21 protein-coding genes, 1 tRNA gene and 1 pseudogene are annotated in these 23,866 nt (G+C 35.0%); 13 read left to right on the forward strand and 10 right to left on the reverse strand.

Annotated elements, in window-relative coordinates; translation table 11 throughout:
- Positions 1-12: 12 nt before the first annotated feature.
- Both LPB88_RS09145 and LPB88_RS09150 read left to right on the forward strand, forming a co-directional pair.
- On the forward strand, positions 13-672 hold the full coding sequence (locus tag LPB88_RS09145; protein ID WP_230714789.1) for a sensor histidine kinase: 660 nt from the start codon (positions 13-15) through the stop codon (positions 670-672).
- Positions 662-1,306 carry a response regulator transcription factor gene (locus LPB88_RS09150; RefSeq protein ID WP_230714790.1) on the forward strand — a complete coding sequence of 215 codons (645 nt, stop codon included), beginning with the start codon at positions 662-664 and terminating at the stop codon, positions 1,304-1,306. The genes LPB88_RS09145 and LPB88_RS09150 overlap by 11 nt, the downstream gene beginning before the upstream one ends.
- A gap of 1 nt (position 1,307) precedes the next feature.
- Here the strand turns inward: LPB88_RS09150 and LPB88_RS09155 are convergent, their stop codons facing one another.
- Positions 1,308-1,820, reverse strand: coding sequence for an adenine phosphoribosyltransferase (locus tag LPB88_RS09155; RefSeq protein ID WP_230714793.1), 513 nt, complete (start codon positions 1,818-1,820; stop codon positions 1,308-1,310).
- Between the two features lie 114 nt (positions 1,821-1,934).
- Here LPB88_RS09155 and LPB88_RS09160 point away from each other — a divergent pair.
- A tRNA-Arg gene (locus tag LPB88_RS09160) sits at positions 1,935-2,008 on the forward strand.
- Here LPB88_RS09160 and LPB88_RS09165 read toward each other — a convergent pair.
- Positions 1,974-3,512, reverse strand: a complete 1,539-nt coding sequence (locus LPB88_RS09165; protein WP_370635825.1) for a recombinase family protein — start codon at positions 3,510-3,512, stop codon at positions 1,974-1,976. The genes LPB88_RS09160 and LPB88_RS09165 overlap by 35 nt on opposite strands.
- A gap of 650 nt (positions 3,513-4,162) precedes the next feature.
- Here LPB88_RS09165 and LPB88_RS09170 point away from each other — a divergent pair.
- The 3 genes from LPB88_RS09170 (at position 4,163) to LPB88_RS09180 (ending at position 5,488) form a co-directional block, all read left to right on the forward strand.
- A complete protein-coding gene (locus LPB88_RS09170) occupies positions 4,163-4,357 on the forward strand; it encodes a hypothetical protein (RefSeq protein WP_230714797.1) in 195 nt (64 codons plus the stop codon).
- Between the two features lie 228 nt (positions 4,358-4,585).
- The gene (locus tag LPB88_RS09175) at positions 4,586-5,137 is read left to right on the forward strand and encodes a hypothetical protein (RefSeq protein WP_230714798.1); all 552 of its coding nucleotides are present in this window, start codon (positions 4,586-4,588) and stop codon (positions 5,135-5,137) included.
- 75 nt (positions 5,138-5,212) lie between these two features.
- Positions 5,213-5,488: a hypothetical protein gene (locus LPB88_RS09180; RefSeq protein WP_230714799.1), complete on the forward strand. Its 276-nt coding sequence runs from the start codon at positions 5,213-5,215 to the stop codon at positions 5,486-5,488.
- 405 nt (positions 5,489-5,893) lie between these two features.
- On the opposite strand, the gene LPB88_RS09185 is transcribed toward LPB88_RS09180, so the two are convergent.
- Both LPB88_RS09185 and LPB88_RS09190 read right to left on the reverse strand, forming a co-directional pair.
- Positions 5,894-6,802: a hypothetical protein gene (locus tag LPB88_RS09185; RefSeq protein WP_230714800.1), complete on the reverse strand. Its 909-nt coding sequence runs from the start codon at positions 6,800-6,802 to the stop codon at positions 5,894-5,896.
- Positions 6,803-6,892: 90 nt separating this feature from the next.
- Complete coding sequence (locus LPB88_RS09190) at positions 6,893-7,432, reverse strand: helix-turn-helix domain-containing protein (RefSeq protein ID WP_230714801.1); 540 nt, start codon at positions 7,430-7,432, stop codon at positions 6,893-6,895.
- A 742-nt stretch (positions 7,433-8,174) separates the two neighbouring features.
- Between LPB88_RS09190 and LPB88_RS09195 the strand changes: the two genes are divergently transcribed.
- Together LPB88_RS09195 and LPB88_RS09200 are read left to right on the forward strand one after the other, a co-directional pair.
- Entirely contained in the window at positions 8,175-9,836 is a 1,662-nt protein-coding gene (locus tag LPB88_RS09195; protein ID WP_230714802.1) for a DNA mismatch repair protein MutS, read from the forward strand.
- A gap of 690 nt (positions 9,837-10,526) precedes the next feature.
- Positions 10,527-10,721, forward strand: coding sequence for a hypothetical protein (locus tag LPB88_RS09200; RefSeq protein WP_230714803.1), 195 nt, complete (start codon positions 10,527-10,529; stop codon positions 10,719-10,721).
- Positions 10,722-10,853: 132 nt separating this feature from the next.
- On the opposite strand, the gene LPB88_RS09205 is transcribed toward LPB88_RS09200, so the two are convergent.
- From LPB88_RS09205 to LPB88_RS09225, 5 genes are all read right to left on the reverse strand, one after another.
- A complete protein-coding gene (locus tag LPB88_RS09205; RefSeq protein ID WP_230714804.1) occupies positions 10,854-11,948 on the reverse strand; it encodes a hypothetical protein in 1,095 nt (364 codons plus the stop codon).
- Between the two features lie 271 nt (positions 11,949-12,219).
- Entirely contained in the window at positions 12,220-12,804 is a 585-nt protein-coding gene (locus LPB88_RS09210; RefSeq protein ID WP_230714805.1) for a hypothetical protein, read from the reverse strand.
- Positions 12,804-13,373 carry a toxin-antitoxin system YwqK family antitoxin gene (locus LPB88_RS09215; RefSeq protein ID WP_230714806.1) on the reverse strand — a complete coding sequence of 190 codons (570 nt, stop codon included), beginning with the start codon at positions 13,371-13,373 and terminating at the stop codon, positions 12,804-12,806. The genes LPB88_RS09210 and LPB88_RS09215 overlap by 1 nt, the downstream gene beginning before the upstream one ends.
- A gap of 168 nt (positions 13,374-13,541) precedes the next feature.
- Entirely contained in the window at positions 13,542-14,063 is a 522-nt protein-coding gene (locus tag LPB88_RS09220) for a hypothetical protein (protein ID WP_230714808.1), read from the reverse strand.
- A 314-nt stretch (positions 14,064-14,377) separates the two neighbouring features.
- A complete protein-coding gene (locus LPB88_RS09225) occupies positions 14,378-14,779 on the reverse strand; it encodes a DUF5958 family protein (protein WP_230714811.1) in 402 nt (133 codons plus the stop codon).
- A gap of 1,476 nt (positions 14,780-16,255) precedes the next feature.
- Here LPB88_RS09225 and LPB88_RS09230 point away from each other — a divergent pair.
- Positions 16,256-18,151 carry an FAD-dependent oxidoreductase gene (locus LPB88_RS09230; RefSeq protein WP_230714813.1) on the forward strand — a complete coding sequence of 632 codons (1,896 nt, stop codon included), beginning with the start codon at positions 16,256-16,258 and terminating at the stop codon, positions 18,149-18,151.
- A gap of 233 nt (positions 18,152-18,384) precedes the next feature.
- On the opposite strand, the pseudogene LPB88_RS09235 reads toward LPB88_RS09230, so the two are convergent.
- A pseudogene (locus LPB88_RS09235) lies at positions 18,385-19,031 on the reverse strand (IS6 family transposase).
- A 440-nt stretch (positions 19,032-19,471) separates the two neighbouring features.
- Between LPB88_RS09235 and LPB88_RS09240 the strand changes: the two are divergent.
- From LPB88_RS09240 to LPB88_RS09255, 4 genes are all read left to right on the forward strand, one after another.
- Positions 19,472-19,942 (forward strand): hypothetical protein, encoded by a 471-nt coding sequence (locus LPB88_RS09240; protein WP_230714814.1) that lies wholly within the window; start codon positions 19,472-19,474, stop codon positions 19,940-19,942.
- Positions 19,943-20,009: 67 nt separating this feature from the next.
- The gene (locus LPB88_RS09245; protein ID WP_230714816.1) at positions 20,010-21,455 is read left to right on the forward strand and encodes a hypothetical protein; all 1,446 of its coding nucleotides are present in this window, start codon (positions 20,010-20,012) and stop codon (positions 21,453-21,455) included.
- A 70-nt stretch (positions 21,456-21,525) separates the two neighbouring features.
- Positions 21,526-21,996, forward strand: coding sequence for a hypothetical protein (locus tag LPB88_RS09250; RefSeq protein ID WP_230714818.1), 471 nt, complete (start codon positions 21,526-21,528; stop codon positions 21,994-21,996).
- Positions 21,986-23,866, forward strand: a complete 1,881-nt coding sequence (locus LPB88_RS09255) for a GMC family oxidoreductase (RefSeq protein ID WP_230714821.1) — start codon at positions 21,986-21,988, stop codon at positions 23,864-23,866. Before LPB88_RS09250 ends, LPB88_RS09255 begins: the two co-directional genes overlap by 11 nt.

Consider the following 23,866-nt stretch of genomic DNA (forward strand, 5'->3'; position numbering starts at 1 on the left):
CTCGTTGATAAAATGGAATCTGAACTTTATTTTCAATCTGAGTTAATAAAAACCAGAATAGAAATAAAGGATCAGACTCTTTCTGAAATTAGCAAAGAGCTTCATGACAATATTGGCCAGATAGTATCTGTTGGTATTATGCAACTCAACATGTATATCAATAGCGGAAAAGTTGTTCAGGAAAATGAATTACGTGATCTAAAAGGAATTTTAGCCAAATCGCTGGACGAAATCAGAATTTTATCCCGAATTATAAATAAAGACAATTTACTGCAAAGCAATTTTATCGAAGCCATAAAACAAGATTTAGAGCGAGTAAAAAAGCTAAAAAAAATTCAGTACAAATATACCCTCTCTGGAGAAATACCTGAGATTAATGAGGAACATGATTTGTTTATTTACCGAATTTTTCAAGAAGCATTACATAATAGCCTAAAACATTCACGCAGTGATTTGTTTGAAGTAAATATTACCACAACTGCTGATTTGTTTTGCTTAGATATTAAAGATTTTGGAATTGGTTATGATCCGCTCATAGCAAATTCCGGAATAGGACTGAACAACATGAGATTAAGAGCCAAATTAATTGGAGCAAATCTAATTATGAAATCAGACGCATCAGGAACAGCTGTAACTTTAGAATATCCCTTAACCAAAAACGATGAAACCTAAGAACAAAATTATTATTGTAGATGATCACTTGCTTTTTTCGCAATCGCTTGAGCTTTTGATTCATAGTTTTAAAGATTTTGAAGTAATAAATCGCTTTGAAAATGGAAAAGTATTTATTTCGTACTTAGAAGAAAATGTCGATCTTGAAGTTGATTTAATTTTATTAGATGTTAATATGCCTGTTTTGGATGGCGTAAGTACCATGAAATGGATCAAAGAAAACAGACCTGATCTTAAAGTTATTGCACTATCTGTAAATGATGACGAAGAGGTTATTATAAAAATGCTAACCAACGGTGCAAAAGGGTATTTACTAAAAGATACTTCGCCGGAAATATTTAAGGATGGTATTGTATCGGTTATAGAAAAAGGTTTTTACTTTACTGAATTAGTATCCGGAATGCTGGTCAAAAAAGCCAACAATGATTCGACAAAAGTCAATTTGAAAGACAAAGAAATCATTTTCATAAAACACGCCTGCACCGAAAAAACATACAAAGAAATTGCCTCGGAAATGTGTTTAAGTCCCAAGACAATTGATGGTTACCGCGAATGTCTGTTCGATAAATTAGAAATCAAAACCCGAATAGGTTTAGTGCTTTATGCCATCAAACACAAGATTGTTATGGTCTAAATCAATAGGCAATGGCTGAAAATATGGGATAATCTTTGATTTTTTCTCTTCCGTTAAGGAAAGTTAATTCCATTAAGAAATTACATTGTACAATTTCTCCACCTAATCTTTCTACTAGTTCGCAAACTGCTTTTGCGGTTCCTCCAGTAGCCAAAACATCGTCGTGTATCAAAACCCTGTCTCCTTTTTTTATTGCGTCTGTGTGCATCTCTAAACTATCTGTGCCGTATTCCAGTTCATAAGTAGCCGAAATAGTTTCATACGGTAACTTTTTAGGTTTTCGAACCGGAACAAAACCTGCATTTAATTCCTGAGCTAATAATATCCCAAAGAAAAAGCCACGACTCTCAGCTCCTACTACTTTATCAATTTTTTGCGCTTTTAAAGATTCGGCTAAAATAAAAACCGCTTCTTTTGTTGCAATTGGGTCATTTAGCAACGGAGTGATGTCTTTAAATAAAATTCCTTCTTTTGGAAAACCTTGAATATCACGTATATAATTTTTAATATGCATTTTTTTTTATTTTTATGTTATTTTTCTCTTGTATATCTCACATTTCTTTCTATCTTTGCACCCGCAATAAGCAATCAACAAAGCTACGAAAAAATAGCTAATTGATAACAAAAAGGCCTCGTGGCGCAACTGAATAGCGCACTTGATTACGGCTCAAGAGGTTACTGGTTTGAATCCAGTCGAGGTCACTCTACGGGACAAAAGATAAAAATCATCTTTTGTCCCGTTTTTTTTACGTTTTAATTCACTGTTAATCAAATAAATAGACTCTACAATTTTGTTCACTCTAGCGGTTTGTATTTTATTTTCTCGAATCGTGAAATTTTCGGGGTAAATTAAACCAATCAGGCTTCTTTTATCTGATAAATCCCTATCTACATAAGTTTCATTAAGCTTAATAAGGTTGTCAACGCCCTTAACTAGTAGCTCTTCAATACTATGCTTATCATTAACCACCAACGACAATTCCCTTTCCAGGTTTGTAATTCGTCCATTGTAGTCTTCTTTCATCATTTTGTAATCCTCTGGATCAATTTTTAATGATAACAGAAGATCTCTTGCATTACCTAATCTAACTTCATAATCTTTTATCTGTTCGAGTAGTCTTCTTTTTTTCTCTCCGGCATTATCTGTTAAATCACGGTGTGTCTCATAGAGGAGTGAGGTGTAAAGTTTTTTTACTTCAGTTATAGGTTGATATTTTTTAAGATTTTCAATAAACAGCTTGTTAGCAGTTTCTGAATTAATTCGATACTTACATTTCGCTTCACAGTGGTAGTAATAGTAATGCTTATGTCTACCTTTACATTTGCTGCCCTGCAGTTTCTTTTGGCACTTTGGGCATATAAAAGAGCCTCTGAGAGGAAATTCTACTACAGTTTTAATTTTTGGCCTGTAAACACGTGATTTACCATCTAAAACATCTTGCACATTATAAAATAGTCCTTCGGAAATTAACGGCTCATGCTGGCCTGTTACTAATCTGCTTTCCTCATCTTTATATTTAGGAATAAATATCTTTCCACAGTAGACAGGGTTTCTTATTAATCCCCACAAGTTGCTCTTGGTTCTTTTAAAGCCTCTTCTGCGGGCCAGATGATACACCTGTTCTGTATTAAAAACACCTTTTGACAGCTCCTCGAATATCCATCGCATAACAGATGCCGCTGGTTCAACAAGTGCAATATATTTAGTTCCGTCCTCTTTAGATTTATTTGCATATCCGAAAGGAGCGGTTCCCATATATCGTCCTTCTTTCTTCGCTCTTCTCATTCCATGAAAGGTATTTAAAGCTCTTCGATCATTTTCTACTTCAGGAGCTGCAAGGTAAAAAGCCAGCATCATTTTATTTTCTGGAATTGACAAATCAAGAGGCTGTTCAATCGCTTGAGGTTCTACACCTAATTTCCTTAATATGCTTATCATTTGGTATGCATCTCCTGCATTTCTGCTGAAGCGATCCCATTTAGTAAACAAAACCAGATCGGTCGTGTTTTTTTGTTTTTTTAGGTTAAGCAAAAGTTTATTCCACTGCGGCCTGTTAAATGTCTTAGCTGAATGATCCTCGTAAATAACATTTCGTACCTCAATATAATTTATTGAACAGTATTTCCTTAACATTTCTTCCTGATGACGCTGCGAGAACCCTTTCTCTGCCTGCTCGTCGGTACTCACTCTGATATACAGTATTATACTTCGACTTTACGGCCCGCAGCAGTCCTGGTTTGATAAGAGCTGGAAACCTTCTGAAATTAAGCAGGTGAAATAAAATAAAATAATAAACTAAATACATTTTGCTTCAATCCCCAACAGTAGTAAGCCAATCTCATGATATCCTCTATAAAATATATAGAAATTTGTCGTTGTGGGGTCACCACAGTCAAATGGCGCCAATTGAAGACAATGGGCGCCATTTTTTTATAATCTCACTTATTTTTATTAGTCTAAAGAGCCGAGCTCCTCAGCAGCCCTAGCCCCGATAGCAGTGGAAATCCTTTTGTGCCGGTGTTCGGCACAAAAGATTGAAACGGATAGCGGGAAAAAGCTCCTAAAAAAATTTAAACATAAAAGATAATACGATAGACAATCGACCCGGAGTTAACGGGAAAAAGCTCCAAAAAAATAACATCAAACCCAAAAAGCTCTAAAAAAAAATTACCACAAGCACCACCGTAATTCCCAAAACCAAATCAAAGACCCAAAACCCGCAGCCAAAAACACCCAGCCCCTATGACCCGCAGAACCCTTATAAGAAACCCCAAAGCGGCCCCAAAGACATAACCGGGAAGGACATAGAAAAGGACCTTATAGAGAATAACCCTTCAAAGGGATCCCAAACGGATATGGATACCCAAAAGGGCGATGAGGATGAAAACGAAGCCTTTGAGAGCATAGCGCCCGAAAAGGATAATCCGGTGCAGAGGGAATTCGAAATCGGGCACATTGGCAACCAGGAGCTTAAGAAAGATGAACGCGCAAGGGATGAGTCGCGTCATAGTACACCGGGCAATCATAAACCTTCCCAGCGAAAATTTTAATGTACTAATTAATGAAGGCCTTGCGGAATGCTGCCCACTTGCAGATCAAAAGAAAAAGGCTCTATTTTTCGCGACAATTAAAAAAAGATTCCCCAATGATAGAAATCCTATTTGGGAGAATTTACATGTGCAGAAATTTTGTGCTTAAAAGTTTGTGCTTAAGGGAAAAATCCCGGATCTTTATTCCCCAAGCGCCCTAATATGCGCCAGAACCTCACCACCAAGCATATGACAACAGAACGACTCATAAAACTCGGAAGACAAACAGCAATCACTTCATTCTTGCTTGGGACAGCTATTTTTGGAATTTACTTCTTTACTTCTTCCTTTGAGCTACTTTCGCTTGGCTATGGTTTTATCGCACTGGCAGGTCTCATAAATATTGGAGTTTTAATTTCAATTTTAGTTAAAGCTAGCCAGGACAAAGACAACAGAACAAGATTATTTGCGACCTGCGCACTTATGCTGCTCAATATTCCTGTACTGTTTTTTTACTGCTGGGCAACTATAATTTTGGTGGGCACCATGAGAATTACTTTTACAAACACGACACCAACAACTTTGACAAACATAAATATCGTTGGTTGCGGCGGCGGACACATTGACAAATTAGAAAGCGGCGAAAGTGAAACGGTTTGGATTGAGATAACCGGTGATTGTTCAATAGGGATTGACTATTTATCGGGCGGACAAAAGAAAGAAGAAAATGTTGCCAGCTATTTGACAAGCACTATGGGACAGAAAATGAAACATAATATTGGCGGAAAAAACGAAGAATAATTTTGATAACAGCAAAGCGAGGATTTTGCTTCTATGCGCAGGCAAAATCAATAAAGCACTCCTAAATTAATTATAATGTACTCAACCAAGATCTTTTCCGGTTTATGTTTTTTTATAGCTCTCCTACTTATTGCAGTCGGTATTTATATGAAGTTAAATAATATTCTATCCACTGGCCAATCCTACAAAACCCGCCTAGGTATTAGTATGAACGCGGAATCAATTGACGGAAATGGAGCTTTGTTTTTTGGCATACTCATTTTAATTGTATCGCTTGTTAGTAATCGAATTTATATTTCCCAAAAGAAAGATAGAGACAAAAAATTGGAAGAAGAGAAAACTCTTAATTAAACGGCAGCCACTAAAGAACAGACTCGACTACCCTAGCCCCGATTGCTTCGCCAGTTCGCTGCGCTCGTGTGCAGTGGAAATTCTTTTGTGCCGGGGTTCGGCACAAAAGATTGTAACGGATAGCGGGATTAGCTCCTAAAAAATAATATTAAATACAATTGACGATGCTGATCATCCCAATTAGATTTTTGCCCATTTGTACATCAAAAAAAGAAAAAAAGCTTTATTTCGCAACAGCAAAGAAAGATATCCAAATGATCAAAAACAGCTATTAGGTGAACTTGCAACTGCAGAAATAAAATGATTCTGCCCACAACTCCCGCTAATCTATAAACTAAACCAAAAGAAACTTTCTCTTTTCCAAAATGCCCAAATCTCTTCTAGCACGTGTTAGCAGAAGGTTTTTTATTCTATTCCCATTTTGTTTTGTGTACAATCAATGTACAAACTATTGTTTAAAAATATTTTGTTTCCTAGCAATCCTGTCATACCAGAAAATTTCATCATTGAGTATTGGGCTTGTGAAAATCCCTCTACATAAGTAACATTATTTAAAGGTATTTCGTGGTTAAAAAATTCAATTTTTTGGTTACAGTTTGCTGTGTACACAGTTAAAACTTTATCCCACGATTGTGATTTTTCTATATTTATTTTTGAGTTGGGTAATTTCAAGTTTTCCCATACTTCTTTGTTGGTTAATAATTCATAGGCACTTGTGCCCGAATCAAATAAAAAATTTTCCTCTTTCTTTTTTAATAAGCCTCTAATGATTATTTTTCTTTTTTTGAATTTAAAATCAAACAAGTTAGCTTGAAATTGAGATGGCACTTTAGATATATTTAAAGCAATATAATTTTCTTTAAAATTGATGATTGTTTTTCTATTTTCTAAAATATCGGCCCCAATAGTCCCAATTATTTTTATGGAATCATTGTCATTATTTCCGTGATCATAAATTTTAAATTTATCGGAAGTAATTTTTGTTTTTCCAATATAGAAAGAAGTTTTTGCAAGTTCTTTATCTACTGAGATTTGCCCGATTTTTTTTATTGAATTTGAATAAAATATGGTATAAGGCGAACCCGTGTCAAATTGCAAATAATATATTATTGTATCATTCGAAAAATGTAAAGGGAGCAACAAAACATTTTTTTCTGTACCCAACCATGTAAATGGAATTAGACCACTTTCATGGTCTACTATTAAATAATTTTTTTCCGGAGTGAATTTTTGATCAAAATAAATATAGCCTCCAAGTATAGCTAAAATCAAAAAAACCAAAATAGTCAACACAATTTTCTTTAAAACTTTCATTAGATTATTTTTTTTTGCAAATTTCTGTTTTACAAAACAATTTATTTGCAAAAGCAATACGCCAATTTTACGTCAATCTACCGACAAAGCTTATAAATAATTAATTTTCAAACTTTTATGCAAATCGTTTTTTGTGTTTAAACTTATACCGTTTAGAATAACTACCAATAATTTCAGACAAAGAATTAATAATAATGGAAATATAAAAAGCGGAAAATGTAGTGATAATCCTTTTTGAATGAATGGGCTTGCTATTTGAGAAACAGCAAGTGCAACTGCAATTAGAATTTGAACACTAACTATATTTTTCCCAAGCTCTTTGTTTTTGTTGTCTTTTGTTTTGTAGGTCAAAATTAATGGGAATACAACTCCGCCAAAAGGTATTAGAAGTCCAAATAAACTAGAAAAATTAATCAATTTTACTCTGTCAAGTTTTGTAATTTCTTTGGAAGGTATTAGTTTTTCAGGTTCAGTTTCAAAGACATTTGCAAGTGCCTTCAATGTAAATCCTTTTGGGATATTTCCTGCTTCAACTCTTTGAATTGTCCTTAGCGAAAGTCCACTTTTTTCTGCAAGTTCAGTTTGGGTCAAGTTTTTTCCTTCTCTTAAATGTTGAACTATTGATTTCATTTTCGTTTTGTTTGCGGTTTTGATAAACTTTCTGCTAACTTGTATATATGTCTGACTACATCCGACTTATCTACCCTAAATCGAGTCGCTATGTCTGACAATTGTCAGGGTTATATATTTTCAAAAATAGGATTTTTATTTCATAAATCATCAAACGGACTTTTTATTTGTTGAATACTTTTCATACTAACATTACTATAAATTTCGGTGCTTTTGCAAGTTTTATGAATTGGCGAGAACGCGATTCTAACTAATAGTGATATTACATTCAACTAGCAAAATATAGATCATTTAAAATCTTTAAATCTTTCACCAATGGTTCGAATTCTGTACGATCATGGTTTCTATAAACATGATTTAAGTATTCTGTTTCTGATAAGCAACCGACTTCAGGTTTTTATACTTTAATTACAGAAAAACAATAGTACGCCCTGCCCTAGCCCCGATTGCTTTGCCAGTTCGCTTCGCTCGTGTGCAGTGGAAATCCTTTTGCGCCGGGGTTCGGCGCAAAAGATTGAAGCGAATAGCGGAAAAAAGCTCCAAAAAAAGCAATATCAAACCTAAAAACTCAGCGATGAGCATAATCTTACACCTTCTAAAAAGCCAACGAATTGTACCTAGCCAGCTAAAAAAGCAGAAAAAACACGGCATAAAATTCATTAGAGGAATAAAAAATTAAATACAATCAGAAATTACAGCGCTTTTTTGTAACATTAGATACAAAATCTCCACTAATCGATTTATGATAAAATATATTCTATTCCAAATTAAGGACACATTTTCCAGGCTAACTTTCAATCGGAAAAAAAGAGATATAAATCAAAGGGTAAAAGAATCTTTTGGAAAACTCAAAGACGGTTCCTTTGACTTTGAAAACATAGAGAAGTACTATAGAAATAAAGATCATGCAAAAGCATACCAGATATTGTCGGATAAAACTTGTAACGATTTGGATTTTGATGACTTATTTATGTTTCTGGACCGCACTCACTCAAAAGTGGGCCAGCAGTATTTTTACAATAACCTTCGTACCATAAATTTAAATGAAAAACAAACTGCGCTAAACGAAAATCTAATAGAGGAACTATCCAAAAATTCTGAATTAAGAGTATCCCTGCAGAAAAAAATCGAAAAACTAAACCACAGAGATGCATACAATATAACATCGCTTTTTCAGCAAGAGCATATAAATCCGCCAAAGTGGTTTTTTGTTATCAAGTTATTATCGTTTTCCAGCTTATTATCATTGATTTTAGGCTTTTTTCACCCTATGTTTTTTATTGTTTTATTAGGGATTTTCTGCGTGAATTTTGTGCTTCATTACTGGAATAAAAATAATTTAGTTCAGTATGTCAGTTCAATTCCACAGCTTTTAAGGCTTAACGATGTGGCTTCGTACTTATTTGCCAATCCATTATTTAAAAAATTAAATCCCGAGTTGCACAAGTCCATTAAATTAATTAATGAAGTAAAAAGCAGAATGTCATTTTTTCAGCTTGAAGCAAGACTTCAAGGGGAGTTTGAAATCATAGTATGGATTATTTTTGAAATTTTTAAAACAATGTTTTTGCTCGAGCCTTTATTATTATTTGGCATATTAAAAAGGCTGCACGCCAAAAGAGAGGAAATAGAAGATGTTTTCAGGTTTGTCGGACACTTGGATATGTTGATTTCAATAGGATCTGTAAGACATGGGCTTCATACATTTTGTCTGCCGGTTATAAATGACAGCAATACCATTACAGCTAAGGATCTCAGCCATCCATTAATTTTTAACTGCACAGCAAACAGTATAACCATTTCAGAAAAATCAGTATTGCTGACTGGTTCAAACATGTCCGGAAAAACTTCGTTTATTCGTGCAATTGGACTGAACGTAATAACAGGATTAACCATTAATACCTGCTTTGCAAAATCAATGAATTTTCCTTTCTTAAAAGTATTTTCAGCCATTAGAATAAGTGATGATTTAATGAATGATAAAAGCTATTATTTTGAAGAAGTACTCACTATAAAGGAAATGCTCAAGGAGAGCGAAAACGGAAATAAAAACCTTTTTCTTTTAGATGAAATGTTTAAAGGAACCAATACAGTAGAGCGCATTTCCGCCGGAAAATCTGTTTTATCTGCCTTAACAAAAAACAATAATAAAATATTGGTTTCCACTCACGATATTGAATTAACAGATATGCTTTGCAAGGAATATGAATTATATCATTTTAGCGAAACAGTAGATGACAAAACTGTAGGCTTTGATTATAAACTCAAAGAAGGCAAACTAAAAAATAGAAACGCAATTAGAATACTTGAAATTAATGATTATCCAAAAGAAGTTATAAAAGAAGCAATTAAAATTTCAAAAGAATTAGATAAAATTTATTCAGCAAAAAACACTACTGGTTAGAGCAAAGTGAAGAAAGCGGTATGGGACACAAAATAAAACATAATATTGGCGGACAAAACACAGAACAATTTTAATAACAACACGACAAATATCACCGGTGGACAAAACGTGGGGTGCTAACAGCAACCCTAGCCCCGATAGCAGTGGAAATCCTTTTGTGCCGGGGTTCGGCACAAAAGATTGTAACGGATAGCGGGAAAAAGCTCCAAAAAAATAACATCAAACCTAAAAAATCATATAGATCCTAAAAAATAATATTACATACAAACCTGATTACCTGATCGCTATTTTACAAATGCAAACCATTATTCTGTAAAAAAAAGTATCACTATCCTCTTTACATTTGATAAAGGACAAAGTTCAAGTACAAACAAAGCACAAAGCGCAAGGACAAACAAAGACAAGCACGCCCATACCGCCCAACCTGCCCACGGACACCCCTTTAAAAAAACAACAGCAATAATTTAATTAATAAAATGAAAAATTCCCATACAACCAAAAATTACGACAAGGACCACCGTAATTCCCAAAACCAAATCAAAGACCCAAAAAACACAAAAGAAAACAGCAAGCCCCTATGACCCGGATAACCCTTAAAAGGAACCCCAAAGCAACCCCAAAGACATAACCGGGAAGGACATAGAAAAGGACCTAATAGAGAATGACCCTTCAAAGGGGTCTCAAACTGATATGGATACCCAAAAGAGCGATGAGGCTCAAAGCGCAGCCTTTGAGACCATAGAACCCGAAAAGGATAATCCCGTAAAGAGGGAATTCGAAATTGGGCAGCTTAGCAATGAAGAGCTTCAGGAAGATGAACAATCCAAAAATGAAACAGCTAATAGTGCACCGGCCAATCATAAACCTTCCCAGCGAAAATTTTAATGTACTACAATCCCAGGAATGTAGGTTGCGGTCAAAATATCAAATGAATAATTTAGATACTATACCTTAAGCTGTTCGAATCAGCTTAACTAGTAAATACAAGCAATAAAGTAAATTAAGATGTAGTTATTTTTAGTAATAACTTATTGTTCGTGTAGTGGTGTTATTATTGTTTATAAATGTCATAGTAATCCAATTGCCATATTTGTCATAAGTGTAGTTACGTTCAAATTCTTTTATTTTTTCTCCATTTGTTTCTGCAGATGTAAACCGATCATGACCGTCATAAATACAATCGTATTTAAAATATTCATTGCTTCCTAGTGTCTCCCTAATGCTTGAAATTTTGCCTTTGTTATTATATTTAAAATAGCCGCTCGTACCTTTCGGATTTACAAATTCGGTAATTCTGCCCGATTCATCAGTATTTATAAAAACATCAGTACTTGGAAGGCCTTGTAAAAAAATCTTAATTCGATAAATCTTATCATTTTGGCCTAGATAATAAACTGATCTTGAGTTGAAATTATTTTCGTTTGTAATGTTTTTACTTTCAGATAATTTATCTCCTCTAATATTATAAGCTTTTTCAATTATCGAATCTTTGTAATTTTCATACACTGTTTCTTGAACTTGTTCTATCGGAGAAAATAAATGATCGATTTCGTTATAATACTTTTTTTCTAACTTATTGTCTTTTGAAAATTGATTTTCAACAACAATTTTTCTATAACGTGTACCAGGTTTTTCTGCTTCTTTCAATATATAAGAGTGCTTCTTTATATTTTTATTTTGGTCAAAAAATACCGAATCGATTTCAATAGATATCACAGTATTATTACGATTTGAACTTCGTTGGCTCTTTGTAACGATCACTATATTTTCAAGGTACTGATAAGCTACTGTGTAATTTCTAAAGAGATCTTCGCAAAGTACAATTTTGCCTTTTTTATCAAAATTTAAATGATATTCATTTAGTCCGTCGCTATTATTATCAATGCTAAGTTTTTTGACAATTTTATCTTTTTTTAGATCAAAATCGGTATTATCAAAAGAATAATTATTTTTACTAAATCCATTATTTCGGTTTGGATTAAGATATGTATTAACTAATTCCTGATAAGAATCTCTAGGAATATCCTGTGGAAGTCCTAAACCAGGAACTTCTGAAATTTGAGCTGAAATTTTGAAAGAAATTAAAATAATTATTACGAGAGTAATTTTCATTTGATTATTATTAAGTATTCCCATTATCATAATTTATTTGATTCCATTTTTAGATTTGGCCTGATATGACCCGTAACGTTCGGGACTAAATCAAGCTCACTTTTCGGATTTCCATCCGTTGTAGCAACTGTCATAGCCAGTGCTTTTTTGTGATCTAATTATCATTGAGTGGTAGTATATTGTTTTGTTTTAACGACTTTGCCATTAATTGATTTCTCATATCTATTTCTATAAATATTTATGGTGTCATTTACAATTGAGTCTGATTTGGTTATGGTTTCCAGGTATTGTAGCTGTCCGCTTTTATCAAAATAATATTTTTTTTAATTTCATTATCTCCACTGGATGAACTTGTCGCAAGTTTTCTATTGACCGTATCTATTTCCTCTATGCGATTATCTGATAGGTCTTCTGAAAATTCAAAGGTTTTTGTGCTGTCATTGAAGAGATAAATATTAACCAAATTTGTCGTTTCATTACTGCCATAACTGGTTATTAGAAAATCTTTAAAGCCGTCAAAATTTAAATCCTGGAAATGTTCATTAAAATAGTCTGCCGAATTAAAATCATTTTCTGTCCTAAAATAGTCCGAATAGCTTAGTAAAATCCTTTGTGTTTTATAATCCTTTAATTCTAATGTTGTTTCACCTTCAGGGGAATCTATTTGCTTCCAAATACATTTTATAGCATTGATGATAAAAGGCTCACTTATTTTGGTTAGGGTGCCAGTTTTAATTTTGGGAAGACCTATTTTGGAAACAGTATCTTTAATAGGGATATCTTTAGAAGAAATATTTTCAACAGAGTTTTTACAACCCACCAAAAATAAAATCAATAGTATATAAGTGCTTCTCATTATTTTGTGATTTTTGTTCCTGTCTTTGGGTCATAAATATATTTCAATCTGCCATTTTGGTCAAAAACCTCTTGTTTGACAGAAATCCCATCAACAATATAGTTTTTTACCTGGACTTTTCCCGTCTCAAAATATGTAGTTGATATCCCTGTAGGTTTATCGTTACGATATACTGCTTTAAATAATACCATTCCATTTTTGTAGTAGTGAATCCTTTCTCCATTTTCTTTTCCGTCTTTGTATGTTTGCATGGATTTAATCTGACCACTGTTATAATATGATGTCCAAATACTGTCTTTTTGGTTTCTTTTAGCAAAGGCCACCAATTCCAAATTTTTATCAACGTAAACCTCGTATTTTCCATCTGGAGCGCTGGATCTAATCTTGTAGGATTGACCATACCAAGCTCCCATATCTTCTTTATGAGATATTTCAATAAAGGTTGTGTCCGAAATGTTTTCTAATTGATAATCGCTTTGGCTACTTACAGGACTAGTGATTCTAATTTTGGTTTGCGTGAATCCATACAGTGTGCAAAAGCAGAAAAACAATGGTATTAGTATTTTCATTTGTTTAGGATTTTTACTTTCATGTCTATTTTTAGCATTGCCTATAAGAGTCTGGCACTACAACGGATTTGGGGACTAGTCAATGGCTTTCTTACAAGAAATATTTTTTGTCGTGTTTTTACAACTCACTACAAATAAAATAGCAACAATATAAAAAAGGCTTTTCATTTAGTTCAATTTACCGGATCCATTATCCCATACCAATGATCCTTCTCTATCACAACCGCCAAAATAATTACCTAAAATATAAATGGTTTTTTCTCTATGACTAATTTTCAAGATAATCGGGAAATCAGCGAGCTCCAGTGTGTTAAAAGATAAGGAAGATTTTATTTTTCCTGTTTGATTAATTTTGCTTAAATCCAACATTTTCTTCAAGCTACCATTTAGCTTATCATCTTTTGTATTAATTATTTCATTCGCATATTGTTGCATAATAATTACACCTGTTTGATTAATTTCTCGAAAAAGATTGTAATTTGGATTGTCTAGATTTACTTTATTCACAACTTTGCTATAGAATTTTTCTTTTAATAATTCTTTTGAAACCGGGAAAATTTCATAGTTAAATTCTTCAATCTCTACTCCATTTAGAGTATAGATATTAAATGTTAGTATTCCTCCACCGCAAGCTTGTGAAAATCCGTTTTGTGAAATTAAGATTCCAACAAATAAAATCCATTTTATCATCTTTTTCATTTTAGTTCTGATCTTTATTTAGTATTGCAAATAATGTCAGTCTGTGAAAAAACTAAAATCAAGGTCTTGAGAATCTCATATTTGAGTTTTTTCTTTGGTAGCTCTCCGAATACTTTCTAAATTTAAAGTAGTTTTTTCACAGCCTGACGTTCTGGTACTACAACGGGTTTGGGACTAAATTAAGACCATTCTTCGGATTTGCCACTCGAGCGAAGCGACCAGACGAAGTAAATCATCACAAATACAAAACCAACTTTCCATTAAGCCTATTGCCAAAATCCGTTGTAGCTGTTGGCGGTAGTGCTTTAATTTAGTATTTTGTCTATGTTATGCCATTCGTGATTACATCCATCTTTGCACCAAGTATTTCTTCGTACTATATCGGAAACTTTAAAAACCGAAATTAAAGTTATAAATACTTTCTTATTCTCATTTTCTGGAAGCAAAACAATTTTTTGTAAAGCAATTTTAAACCCTTTAGTTTTTAATAATACAATTGGAGTTACAGTTGGTTTTAATGGAATCAATTCTAGGGCTTTTTCAATAGTTTCTGTATTCGGATGCGATTGATCTAAACACAATCTTGCTCTAGAAATTGTTTCGCTTTGTTTTTCTAGATTTAGATTTTCAAACCAAACTAAAATCTGTTCAAGACTAATTCTCTCTTGAGCAAAACTGTTTATCATTATTTCATCTTGATATAGCAAATCGTATGTTTTTAGGTTCTTTTTCGAGGAATTTTGTTGCGTTACCGCCAACTTATTTATAGGCATGATAAAACCACGCAAATTGGGGTGGATATATGTGATAATTGTTACACATTATTTATTTCAAATATATCTTTTTTTTATTATAAATCCTCAAAAAGATATTATTGGGCTTATGAAATTATTATTGAAAAACTAAAAGCCAAAACATAAAAAATGGATTCAACTTTTTAGCCCCGATAGCAGTGAAAATCCTTTTGTGCCGGGGTTCGGCACAAAAGATTGCAACGGATAGCGGGAAAAAGCTCCTAAAAAAGCATTAAGAAAGTAAAATATGCAGCACCGGTGTGAATTCCAAAAGAGACACCGCAAGACCAGGAACGGCAGAAAAAAGAGATTTTAAAAAGTAAAAATAAAATCAACAGGATAATTCTGTGACTACCAGTACAGTTGGAACAAAAGCAGAGAATACACCTAAAAACACTGACCCAGAAATTGACCTCACCCCTTGACAAATCAGCGATTTTTACCTATTTTTGCCCCATGACCCCCGAAGAAATAAAACGCTATTTTGAAGCCACTCCCCCGCCCCAGGAATTGGGCTGGAAGCCCTGGTCCAAAATCACAGATTCCCAGTTTTTCCTAAGGGCTGTTACTTAACTATAGACAATTACAAAGGTAGTCTTGATATGTGCCCGGCGTGGTGGCATCTGAAAGAGTTTTATATACTTGTAAGACGAGGTTCTCAGGAAGCCAAAAGCGAGAATCACTCGGAATAAACTTTAAATTTCAGCCCTGCTTTAAGCGCATCTTTCCCAGCTTGTCCCCACTGTGCCCTTTCTCTGCTTTATCTCCGAGGCAAGCAAAGGTGTAAACTTATAAACTCAAGACTCAATAGTGGCATGACGAGCAGAAACTCCTCGCTTTTTCATGATCTCTTGAGCATCCCGATAGGGTAATGTAAACCTAAGCCTTAAAAATGTACTGCCCTTGAGTATAATAGACTTCGCATAGCAATGCCCTTTGGTGCTGATGAGTTTTAAGAATTTAAAAAAGGCAAAGATAAAACTTAGCTTTAGATGCGACACAACCTGATATTACTTAGAAGCAGATTCAATTAGCAAAAGCTTCTGGAAATCTTTTTAAATCTAATTAAAAAAAGTAAAAGGCTGACAAAATAATTGTAGGCTTTACTTTTTATATTTTAATCTTCTTTATCAAGCCGCATTCATACAATAACCTTAAGTAATTTATTTTATTGGAATAAATCAATTTTATTCACAACAAAAAAACATCCATTCACGACAGAAAAACCTTCATTAACGACATCTTTTTCATTTTTTTTATTTTCAATCATTAATTTCATTTCAGAAAATAAAATCTAGAGTTAGAAAGCGTTTTCCAGATTAACCCAAAGAAAATACGAATACCATAGAAATCAAAATTTTTTATTTTTTAACATAAAATTTATACAAAATGGGACAGTACAAAAGTCGTCAGGAATTTTTAAAAAACAATCCAAGATCAATTGCATTCGCCGCATTGGCTGAAGCAACAAAAATGCAAGACAAGATTACCAATCAAGCGATTAAACTTAGTCCAAATCAACTAGAAGGAAAGGAGGTTATAATCATCGGGTCTGGTGTTGGGGGACTTACAACCGCGTATGAACTACTCGCTCAAGAGTCTGGTGCAAAAGTAACCATTCTGGAAGCATCTCATAAAACGGGAGGACGCTGCATGAGCTTACGCACAGGGGATACACTCATCGAAGATGCAAACAGTGATTTGTTCGATTCGAAACCTGGAAAACCACAAGTTGTTCGATTTAAACGCCCAGTGGGAGACTCAGAACCTTACCTTAATGCAGGTCCTGGTCGTATTCCAAGCAGTCACAAACGACTCCTTTCTTACTTAAAACGTTTTTCGGTAGACGTTGAAATATATGTAATGAACTCTGAATCTAATTTGGTTCAAAAGAACGAAAGTTTTGGAGGTAAGCCTATGGTTTACCGTCGTTTGGATCATAATACAAGAGGTTGGTTGGCGCACATGGTATACAAAAATGCGGAAGAATTACTTCGCAATTCAAAAGTGGGAATTAGTGAAAGTAATCTTAAAACACGCGCTAAAGAATTACAAAGTTTGATGATCAGTTTCGGAGAGCTTGATGTAGATGGGACCTATAGCGCAACGGCTGGATCACCTGGCTTCGAAGATGGAAAAACACGCGCTGGATATGAAGTATTACCTGGTGTTGCGGCTGGAATTGTAGCCGATGTTTTGAGTTTTAATAAATTGCTCGAATCAAAATTTTGGGAAGGCACGAAATTCTATCAACCTACAGATTTTCTTTGGCAACCTACTTTATTTCAACCCGTTGGAGGAATGGATCAGGTGCAACACGCTTTTGCTCAACAAGTGGCAGCTTTGGGAGGAAACATTCTTTTGAATAGTCCTGTAAAAAAAATAAAATGGGACTCAACTAAAGAGAAGTACATCATTTCGGTTGGACAAGTTGGAACAGAAGAACCGATCTATTACGAAGCTGATTATTGTGTTTGCAACCTTGCGATGCCTTTTTTGAAAAACATTCTAGATTCTGATCTCCTAAAATCGGGACTTGAACCTGAATTTAAAGATGCATTAAAAGCCGTTTTTGTGGCACAATTTGAACCAACACAAGCTCCAGGTTATAAACCGCGAGAAGACAGATACGTTCCGCGTTTTTTAGCCTGTACCTCCAAAGTGGGTTGGCAAGCAAATCGATCTTTATGGCAAGGAAGCCCAATAAATCTCAAGACAATGGCAGTTGAAAAATCCGAAGTGGGAGTTGTACCTATTTTTGGAGGAATCTCTTGGACAGACAATGAAATTCAACAAATTTGGTATCCATCTACGGCGTATCAAGACGAAAAAGGCGTGCTCACAGGCGCTTATAATTTTGATAAAGTAGCACACGATTGGGGAAAATTACCCGTTGATGAGCGACTTACCAAAGCACGAAATGATGCCAGTAAATTCGGCAAGAAATTTGCCGAAGGCTTGGAAGAAGGCGTTGCCATAGCTTGGCAAAATATGCCAAATATCAAAGGTGGCTGGGCATATTGGCAAGCCGTTGGAGATGCGAACTACTCAACGAAACAATTTAACGCTATTGCACAAGGATCCGGAATTATAGATCCGAAAACAAAAAATGCGAGCAATGCTAACTTTTTTATTGTTGGTGATCAAATTTCCTCCCTTCCTGGTTGGCAAGAAGGCGCTATTGCAGCTGCATTAAATGCAATTTCGAGAATGGCAAAACCAGAGGTTAAAATACAGCCATTGAAAAATTTACCAGACACTCGTTTGATGGTGGAAGGTATCTAAATCAATTAAATAGAAATGAATGGAACGACGTGGAAGGAATTCTACGTCGCTTTTTTTATTATACTGTTTGATTCGAAATTATTACTCTAAACAACAACCTGCTAACTCATTCATAAAATTTGATACTATATTATTCTAAAATATCTGTCACTTTCATATAATTTTATTTTTGTTCAAAAAAGGTTCTGTCGTATCTGTCAGAATCAAATGTAAGAATTTAAGTAATTTAAAATTTAGGCCGCCAATTTACAAAATGATCTAAACATAGTTATCTCTGGTCTAACCATCTGATTCTTCCTCAGCATATGTACAACTTCAATTCCGCTCAATGTTCGTCTGGCCGATTCAAAACTTTTAAAACCTAATCCATTTTGTATTCGCCACTTGATAAAACAATGATCCTGTTCTACAATATTGTTAAGATATTTACACTGCCGGATTTTAATCTTTGACAACGAACGCTTGTTATAGACTTTGATAGCGGCAGTATTAGAACCACTTTTATCAATATTTATTACTCTTGGCCTGTAGTGATAATGACTGCGCACTCATTCTCTGTCTTTTTCTGGTCAAAAGAAAGTCTACTGTATTGCCTAATTTATCTACTGCTCGATATAAATAACACCAAACACCTTTTACTTCTATATAAGTCTCATCCAATCTCCAGCTTATCCCCACTCTAACCTTTCTCTTCTTCATCTCTGACTCAATGATAGGTGTAAACTTATAAACCCAGCGCTGAATAGTAGCATGATCAACATGAACTCCTCGCATTTTCATTATTTCTTCAACATCCCGGTAACTAAGTGTAAATCTTAATTTGAAATATACTCCCCTGAAGAATTATGTATTTTGGATAACAATGACCTTTAGTATTCATTTTTTGATCGGTTTAAAATTCTAAAGATAAAAGTTATTCAAAGATGCGACAGAATCGACATTTTTCATCATCTTCAAAATTAAAAAGGAATTGTCTTTTTCCTGAAAAAATTTCATCAAATAAAAATCTACTTTAAGCCAGATTAAGTTGTTCAAACTTAGTCTGGCCATTTACTTTTATTCTAAATAAAAAGCACTTATTACACTTTAAAAGGCGAATCATTTTATTAGAAAAAATCTTACCCTCTATTTAGGTTCTCTCATGACTAATAATTCCGGTTTGGTGTCATTTTTTCATAATTGATTTTGCATCTCCAGTAATTTAGATTAGTAAATTTCAATACAAAAGTCAAGGCTATTGTATTGAATATTGGCATTTATATTACCCCGCGTCGCTGAAAACGGGATCAAAGAGTAAGCAATCCCTAAAAACAAATTACTATGCAAACCGTGAATCCATTAACCATGTATGTCCCTATTTATCAGACTCCAGAAGCACAGGCGGCGGCTAAATATGCTCAAGCGAATTTTAATAATCCAATAACTAAGGCTTCTTTAGATAATATGGCAATTGTTCATTATGCCAGAATTGCTCTTGTACCAAATAATGATAATAAAGGTATCGCCGGTATATTGGTGATAACCGAATTTGATGGTGATATGAATACGTATCTGAAGGCCTTTTTTGATAATTCGGATACGATTAAAGCTGCCTTTCTTGTTCTTATCAACTTATGGGCAAACAAGCCTGCTGACTTTCCAACCGACCCGAATAAAATTGACTTCGGTCTCTTTTCAAATTTCATTAACGACCGTAATATAAGCCAATCTAGTGACCTTTATTACGCTTATTCGCAATCAGTAGAGCAGATTGTAGCTACATTTTCAGAAGCAGAAGAAGCTGCAGAATAGAACGCATAAAATACTACAGCTGAGTCAAATGACTCGGCTGTTTTTCTATAATTAAAAACTTAATCTCATGACTTATACAGAATCTCCCCAAGCTGTTAAACCGGATTTACAGGATATACAAGGACTTATTATTAATGGCTACACGCATCCTTGTTCTGTACATATGCTTTTTAAATTCAGCGATAAACCGGATAATTTAGATTCCATAAGAGGTTTTGTTAGGGATTTGCTTCCACATCTGCAAAGTGCAGAAGACTGGGGACCTTTAAAACCTGACATAATGCTAAATATTGGTCTTACAGCCGGAGGAATTGCAATTGTGAAACCCGAACTCGATATCTACAATTCAAGTTTTCCACCAACCTTTAAAAAAGGCCCTTGGGATCCTAATGGTGCACAGCAATCCTTATTCGATGTTGATGATAAAAGCGTTCCCTCTAAATGGTGGAATGAAAAATTCGCAAACACCGATGTGCATTGTGTTGTACACGCTTATGCAATGAACCCTACTGCACAGGAAAGAATCGTTGACATTATAGTTACAGCAGCCCAAAAAAGTAATAAAGCAGTTACCGAGTTAAAACCAATAAATTCAGCATCAGGTCGATTAGAGCAATATTTGTTAGTACCATCTGATTATGTTCATTTCAGATATAGAGATTCTATTGATGAACCTGAACTTAATGATAATCCTGTCAGTAAAGACCAGCAAGATCTTAATAACTTTCTGATTGGTTACAGTACGCTTGAAAATCCTACGCCCGGTCCTCTTTTTGGTCCTGAAGGTAAGTTTGCTAAAAACGGCTGTTATAATGCGTTTCGAATTCTTTACCAGGATGTTGAAACATTTAATGATTTTTTAGAAGAACAGGCAGAACTGATCACTCCAAAAATTAATCAAACAAAAGAATATACAGTTGAATGGCTTGCTGCCAAAATGTGCGGCCGTTGGCGAAATGGTTCTCCGTTAGTTCTTTCTCCGGATAATCCAAGCCATGACACTTCAAAAAGTACTGATTTTGGATATAAGGCAGATGATATGAAAGGCGCTAAATGTCCTTTTTCGGCACATACAAGAGTCTCAAATCCAAGGGATGAAGGCGTGAAAGTTGCCGGTTCAACCCTTGTACCACGCATTATAAGACGAGGAATGCCCTACGGAGCACCAATGTCTGTTGATCCAAAAGCAGACCGCGGTTTGATTGGTTTATTCTTGTGTGGCGACATCAGCAGCCAGTTTGAAACCATTTACGGATGGATTAACAAAAACAATTTCAGCCCTGTATTTAATCCAAGAGCCAAAATAGCTCAGGATCCTTTAATCGCCAACCGCATTAAAGATAACAGTTTTGATCCAAACTTCACGATTCCTATGGAAGACGGTACAAAAATAGTGGTTCGCGGCCCTTTACCTCAATTTGTGGTCACCCGCGGAACGGCTTATTTTCTCCTGCCTTCTATTTCATCTCTTAAAGAAATTGCAGGTGTTATTAACCAAATCCCTGCAGAATAATTTTCTGAATACCCTTTTTCTCAAAAAAATAAATAAACAAATGTCTAACCCCTTAACACCAATGTAAATTATGGAACCCAATTCACATTCGAAGCTTTTTTTAAAAGTTTCGGCAATTCTTACTGGTTTCACTGAAACCGAACTGAAGGCAACTGGAATGCTGGAAAGTTATTACAACACCATTCGTCAGAATGTAAATAAAGTAGATATAGAATTCTTCTTTATTGATCTTCAAAAACTTTTTTCGGATCCGAAAGAAACGCCACAAAGTATCGAAAGCACTTTAGCTACACAATATTTGTCTGATTCGGCTTACGGCGGACTTACTAAAAACATCATTATACTTTGGTACACAGGAAACTGGAACGGTGATGTCATATCATCAGCATCATACATACAAGGCCTGATGTGGGATGCCGCACATGCACATCCGCCCGGAGCAAAACAGCCCGGCTATGGTTCATGGGCAGATCTTCCTCTTTCAGTTAAACATTCACCAGTAAAACAATCACCAGTAAAAAGCAAACCAAATGGAAAATAACAATTATGATGTAGTAATTGTTGGCTCCGGAATTGCGGGGTCAATACTAGCTAAGGTTCTTACCAATGCAGGCAAAAAAGTTTTAATGCTCGAAGCCGGTCTTGCAGCTGGTATAGCAATGGATCAGGAAGCTAATTATAAAAATTATCAGGACTACCTGACCACTTTTTATAATGCTTCGGCAAAAGTACCCAACGCTCCTTATCCTAATATAAAAGATGCTCAATCTATAAACGTTCTGGACATAGAAGTAATTGAAAAAAATGTTCCTGCTACTAAAGGATATCTGGTACAAATGGGGCCAGTGCCTTTTGCAAGTGACAATACAAGAGCTCCGGGAGGTACTACTTTGCACTGGCTTGGAACAACACTAAGAATGCTGCCAAATGATTTTAAAATGAAATCAAAATACGGTGTTGGTGTAGACTGGCCTATTAGGTATGAAGACATGTCCCCTTATTACCAAATGGCCGAAAATGAAATTGGTGTTTCCGGCGATGTTAAGGATCAGCACTATCCTATCGAACAGAAAAACATCTTTGGTAAAGATTATGTATTTCCTATGAAAGCTATTCCGACCAGTTACATGGACGGGGTAATGAAAAAAGTGATCGATGCAAACAGCAAAATTATACTGAATGGCGAACCTTATAAATTGTATTGCATCAGTACGCCACAAGGACGAAATTCAATTCCGAATACAGAGTATGATATTACTGGTGTCAAATGGAACCTTGCTACAAAAACATTAGACATTACCAGAAATGATTTAAAAAACTACAATCCGGTTGGATCAAACTGGGATCCTTATACAGGACAACGTTGCGAAGGAAATGCAAGCTGTGTGCCTATTTGTCCCGTACAAGCCAAATACAATGCGCTAAAATCACTTCGAAAATGTGATATGGGAAATCTGGATATAAAAGTACAAGCCGTAGCTTCGAAATTATTGATCAATGAAACCTCAAACTGGATTAACGGAGTTGAATATAAGACTTATGTAAAAGGTAGTTCCAAAGAATATGAAACACACGTAGCCAAAGGAACCATATATGTAATGGCTGCCAGCGCGATCGAAAATGCCAAGTTGTTGCTCGCCTCAGGAGCTGCAAACAGCAGTGATCAGGTGGGTCGTAACCTGATGGACCATATGACAGTTTTAAGATGGGGACTTTCTAAAGATCCTATTTATCCGTATCGTGGTCCGGGTTCTACTACTAATATTCCAACTTTCCGTGACGGGGAATTCCGTAAAAATCATGCGGCATGGATTCTTCCTCTTGATAACTGGGGTTGGGCGTGGCCTACAAATGCTCCGGCAACAAATGTTATTAATGCTGTTAATGAAGGACTTATTGGTAAAGCATTGCGTAGTAACATAGAAAATATCGTAACGCGTCAGTTCTTTACACATTTTGAATGTGAGCAGGCACCAGACCCAAATAACCGTGTTACTATTGATCCGGCTTATAAAGACAATATTGGCAACTACAGACCTGTAATACACTACAGCGCAACCGAATATATGCTAAAAGCTTTTGAAGCATCAGGAATTGTTTCTGAGCAAATGTTCAGCCAGTGCGATATTGAGGATTTCACATCCTATAACCCAACAGATCCTGACTATGTTACCTACAAAGGCAAGGGATACACTTTTGCCGGTGCCGGTCATATCGTAGGAACTCACCGTATGGGATTTACTAAAGAAGATTCTGTAGTAGATACTGATATGCGTACCTGGGATCACGAAAACCTGTTTCTGGTAGGTTGCGGTAATATGCCAACGCTGGGAACTTCTAACCCTACTCTAACGATGTCTGCCTTAACTTTTAAAGCAGCCGAAGCCATTCTTAAACAACTTGAACAATAA

The organism is Flavobacterium sp. JAS, assembly GCF_020991455.1.
In the GTDB taxonomy this organism is placed as follows: domain Bacteria; phylum Bacteroidota; class Bacteroidia; order Flavobacteriales; family Flavobacteriaceae; genus Flavobacterium.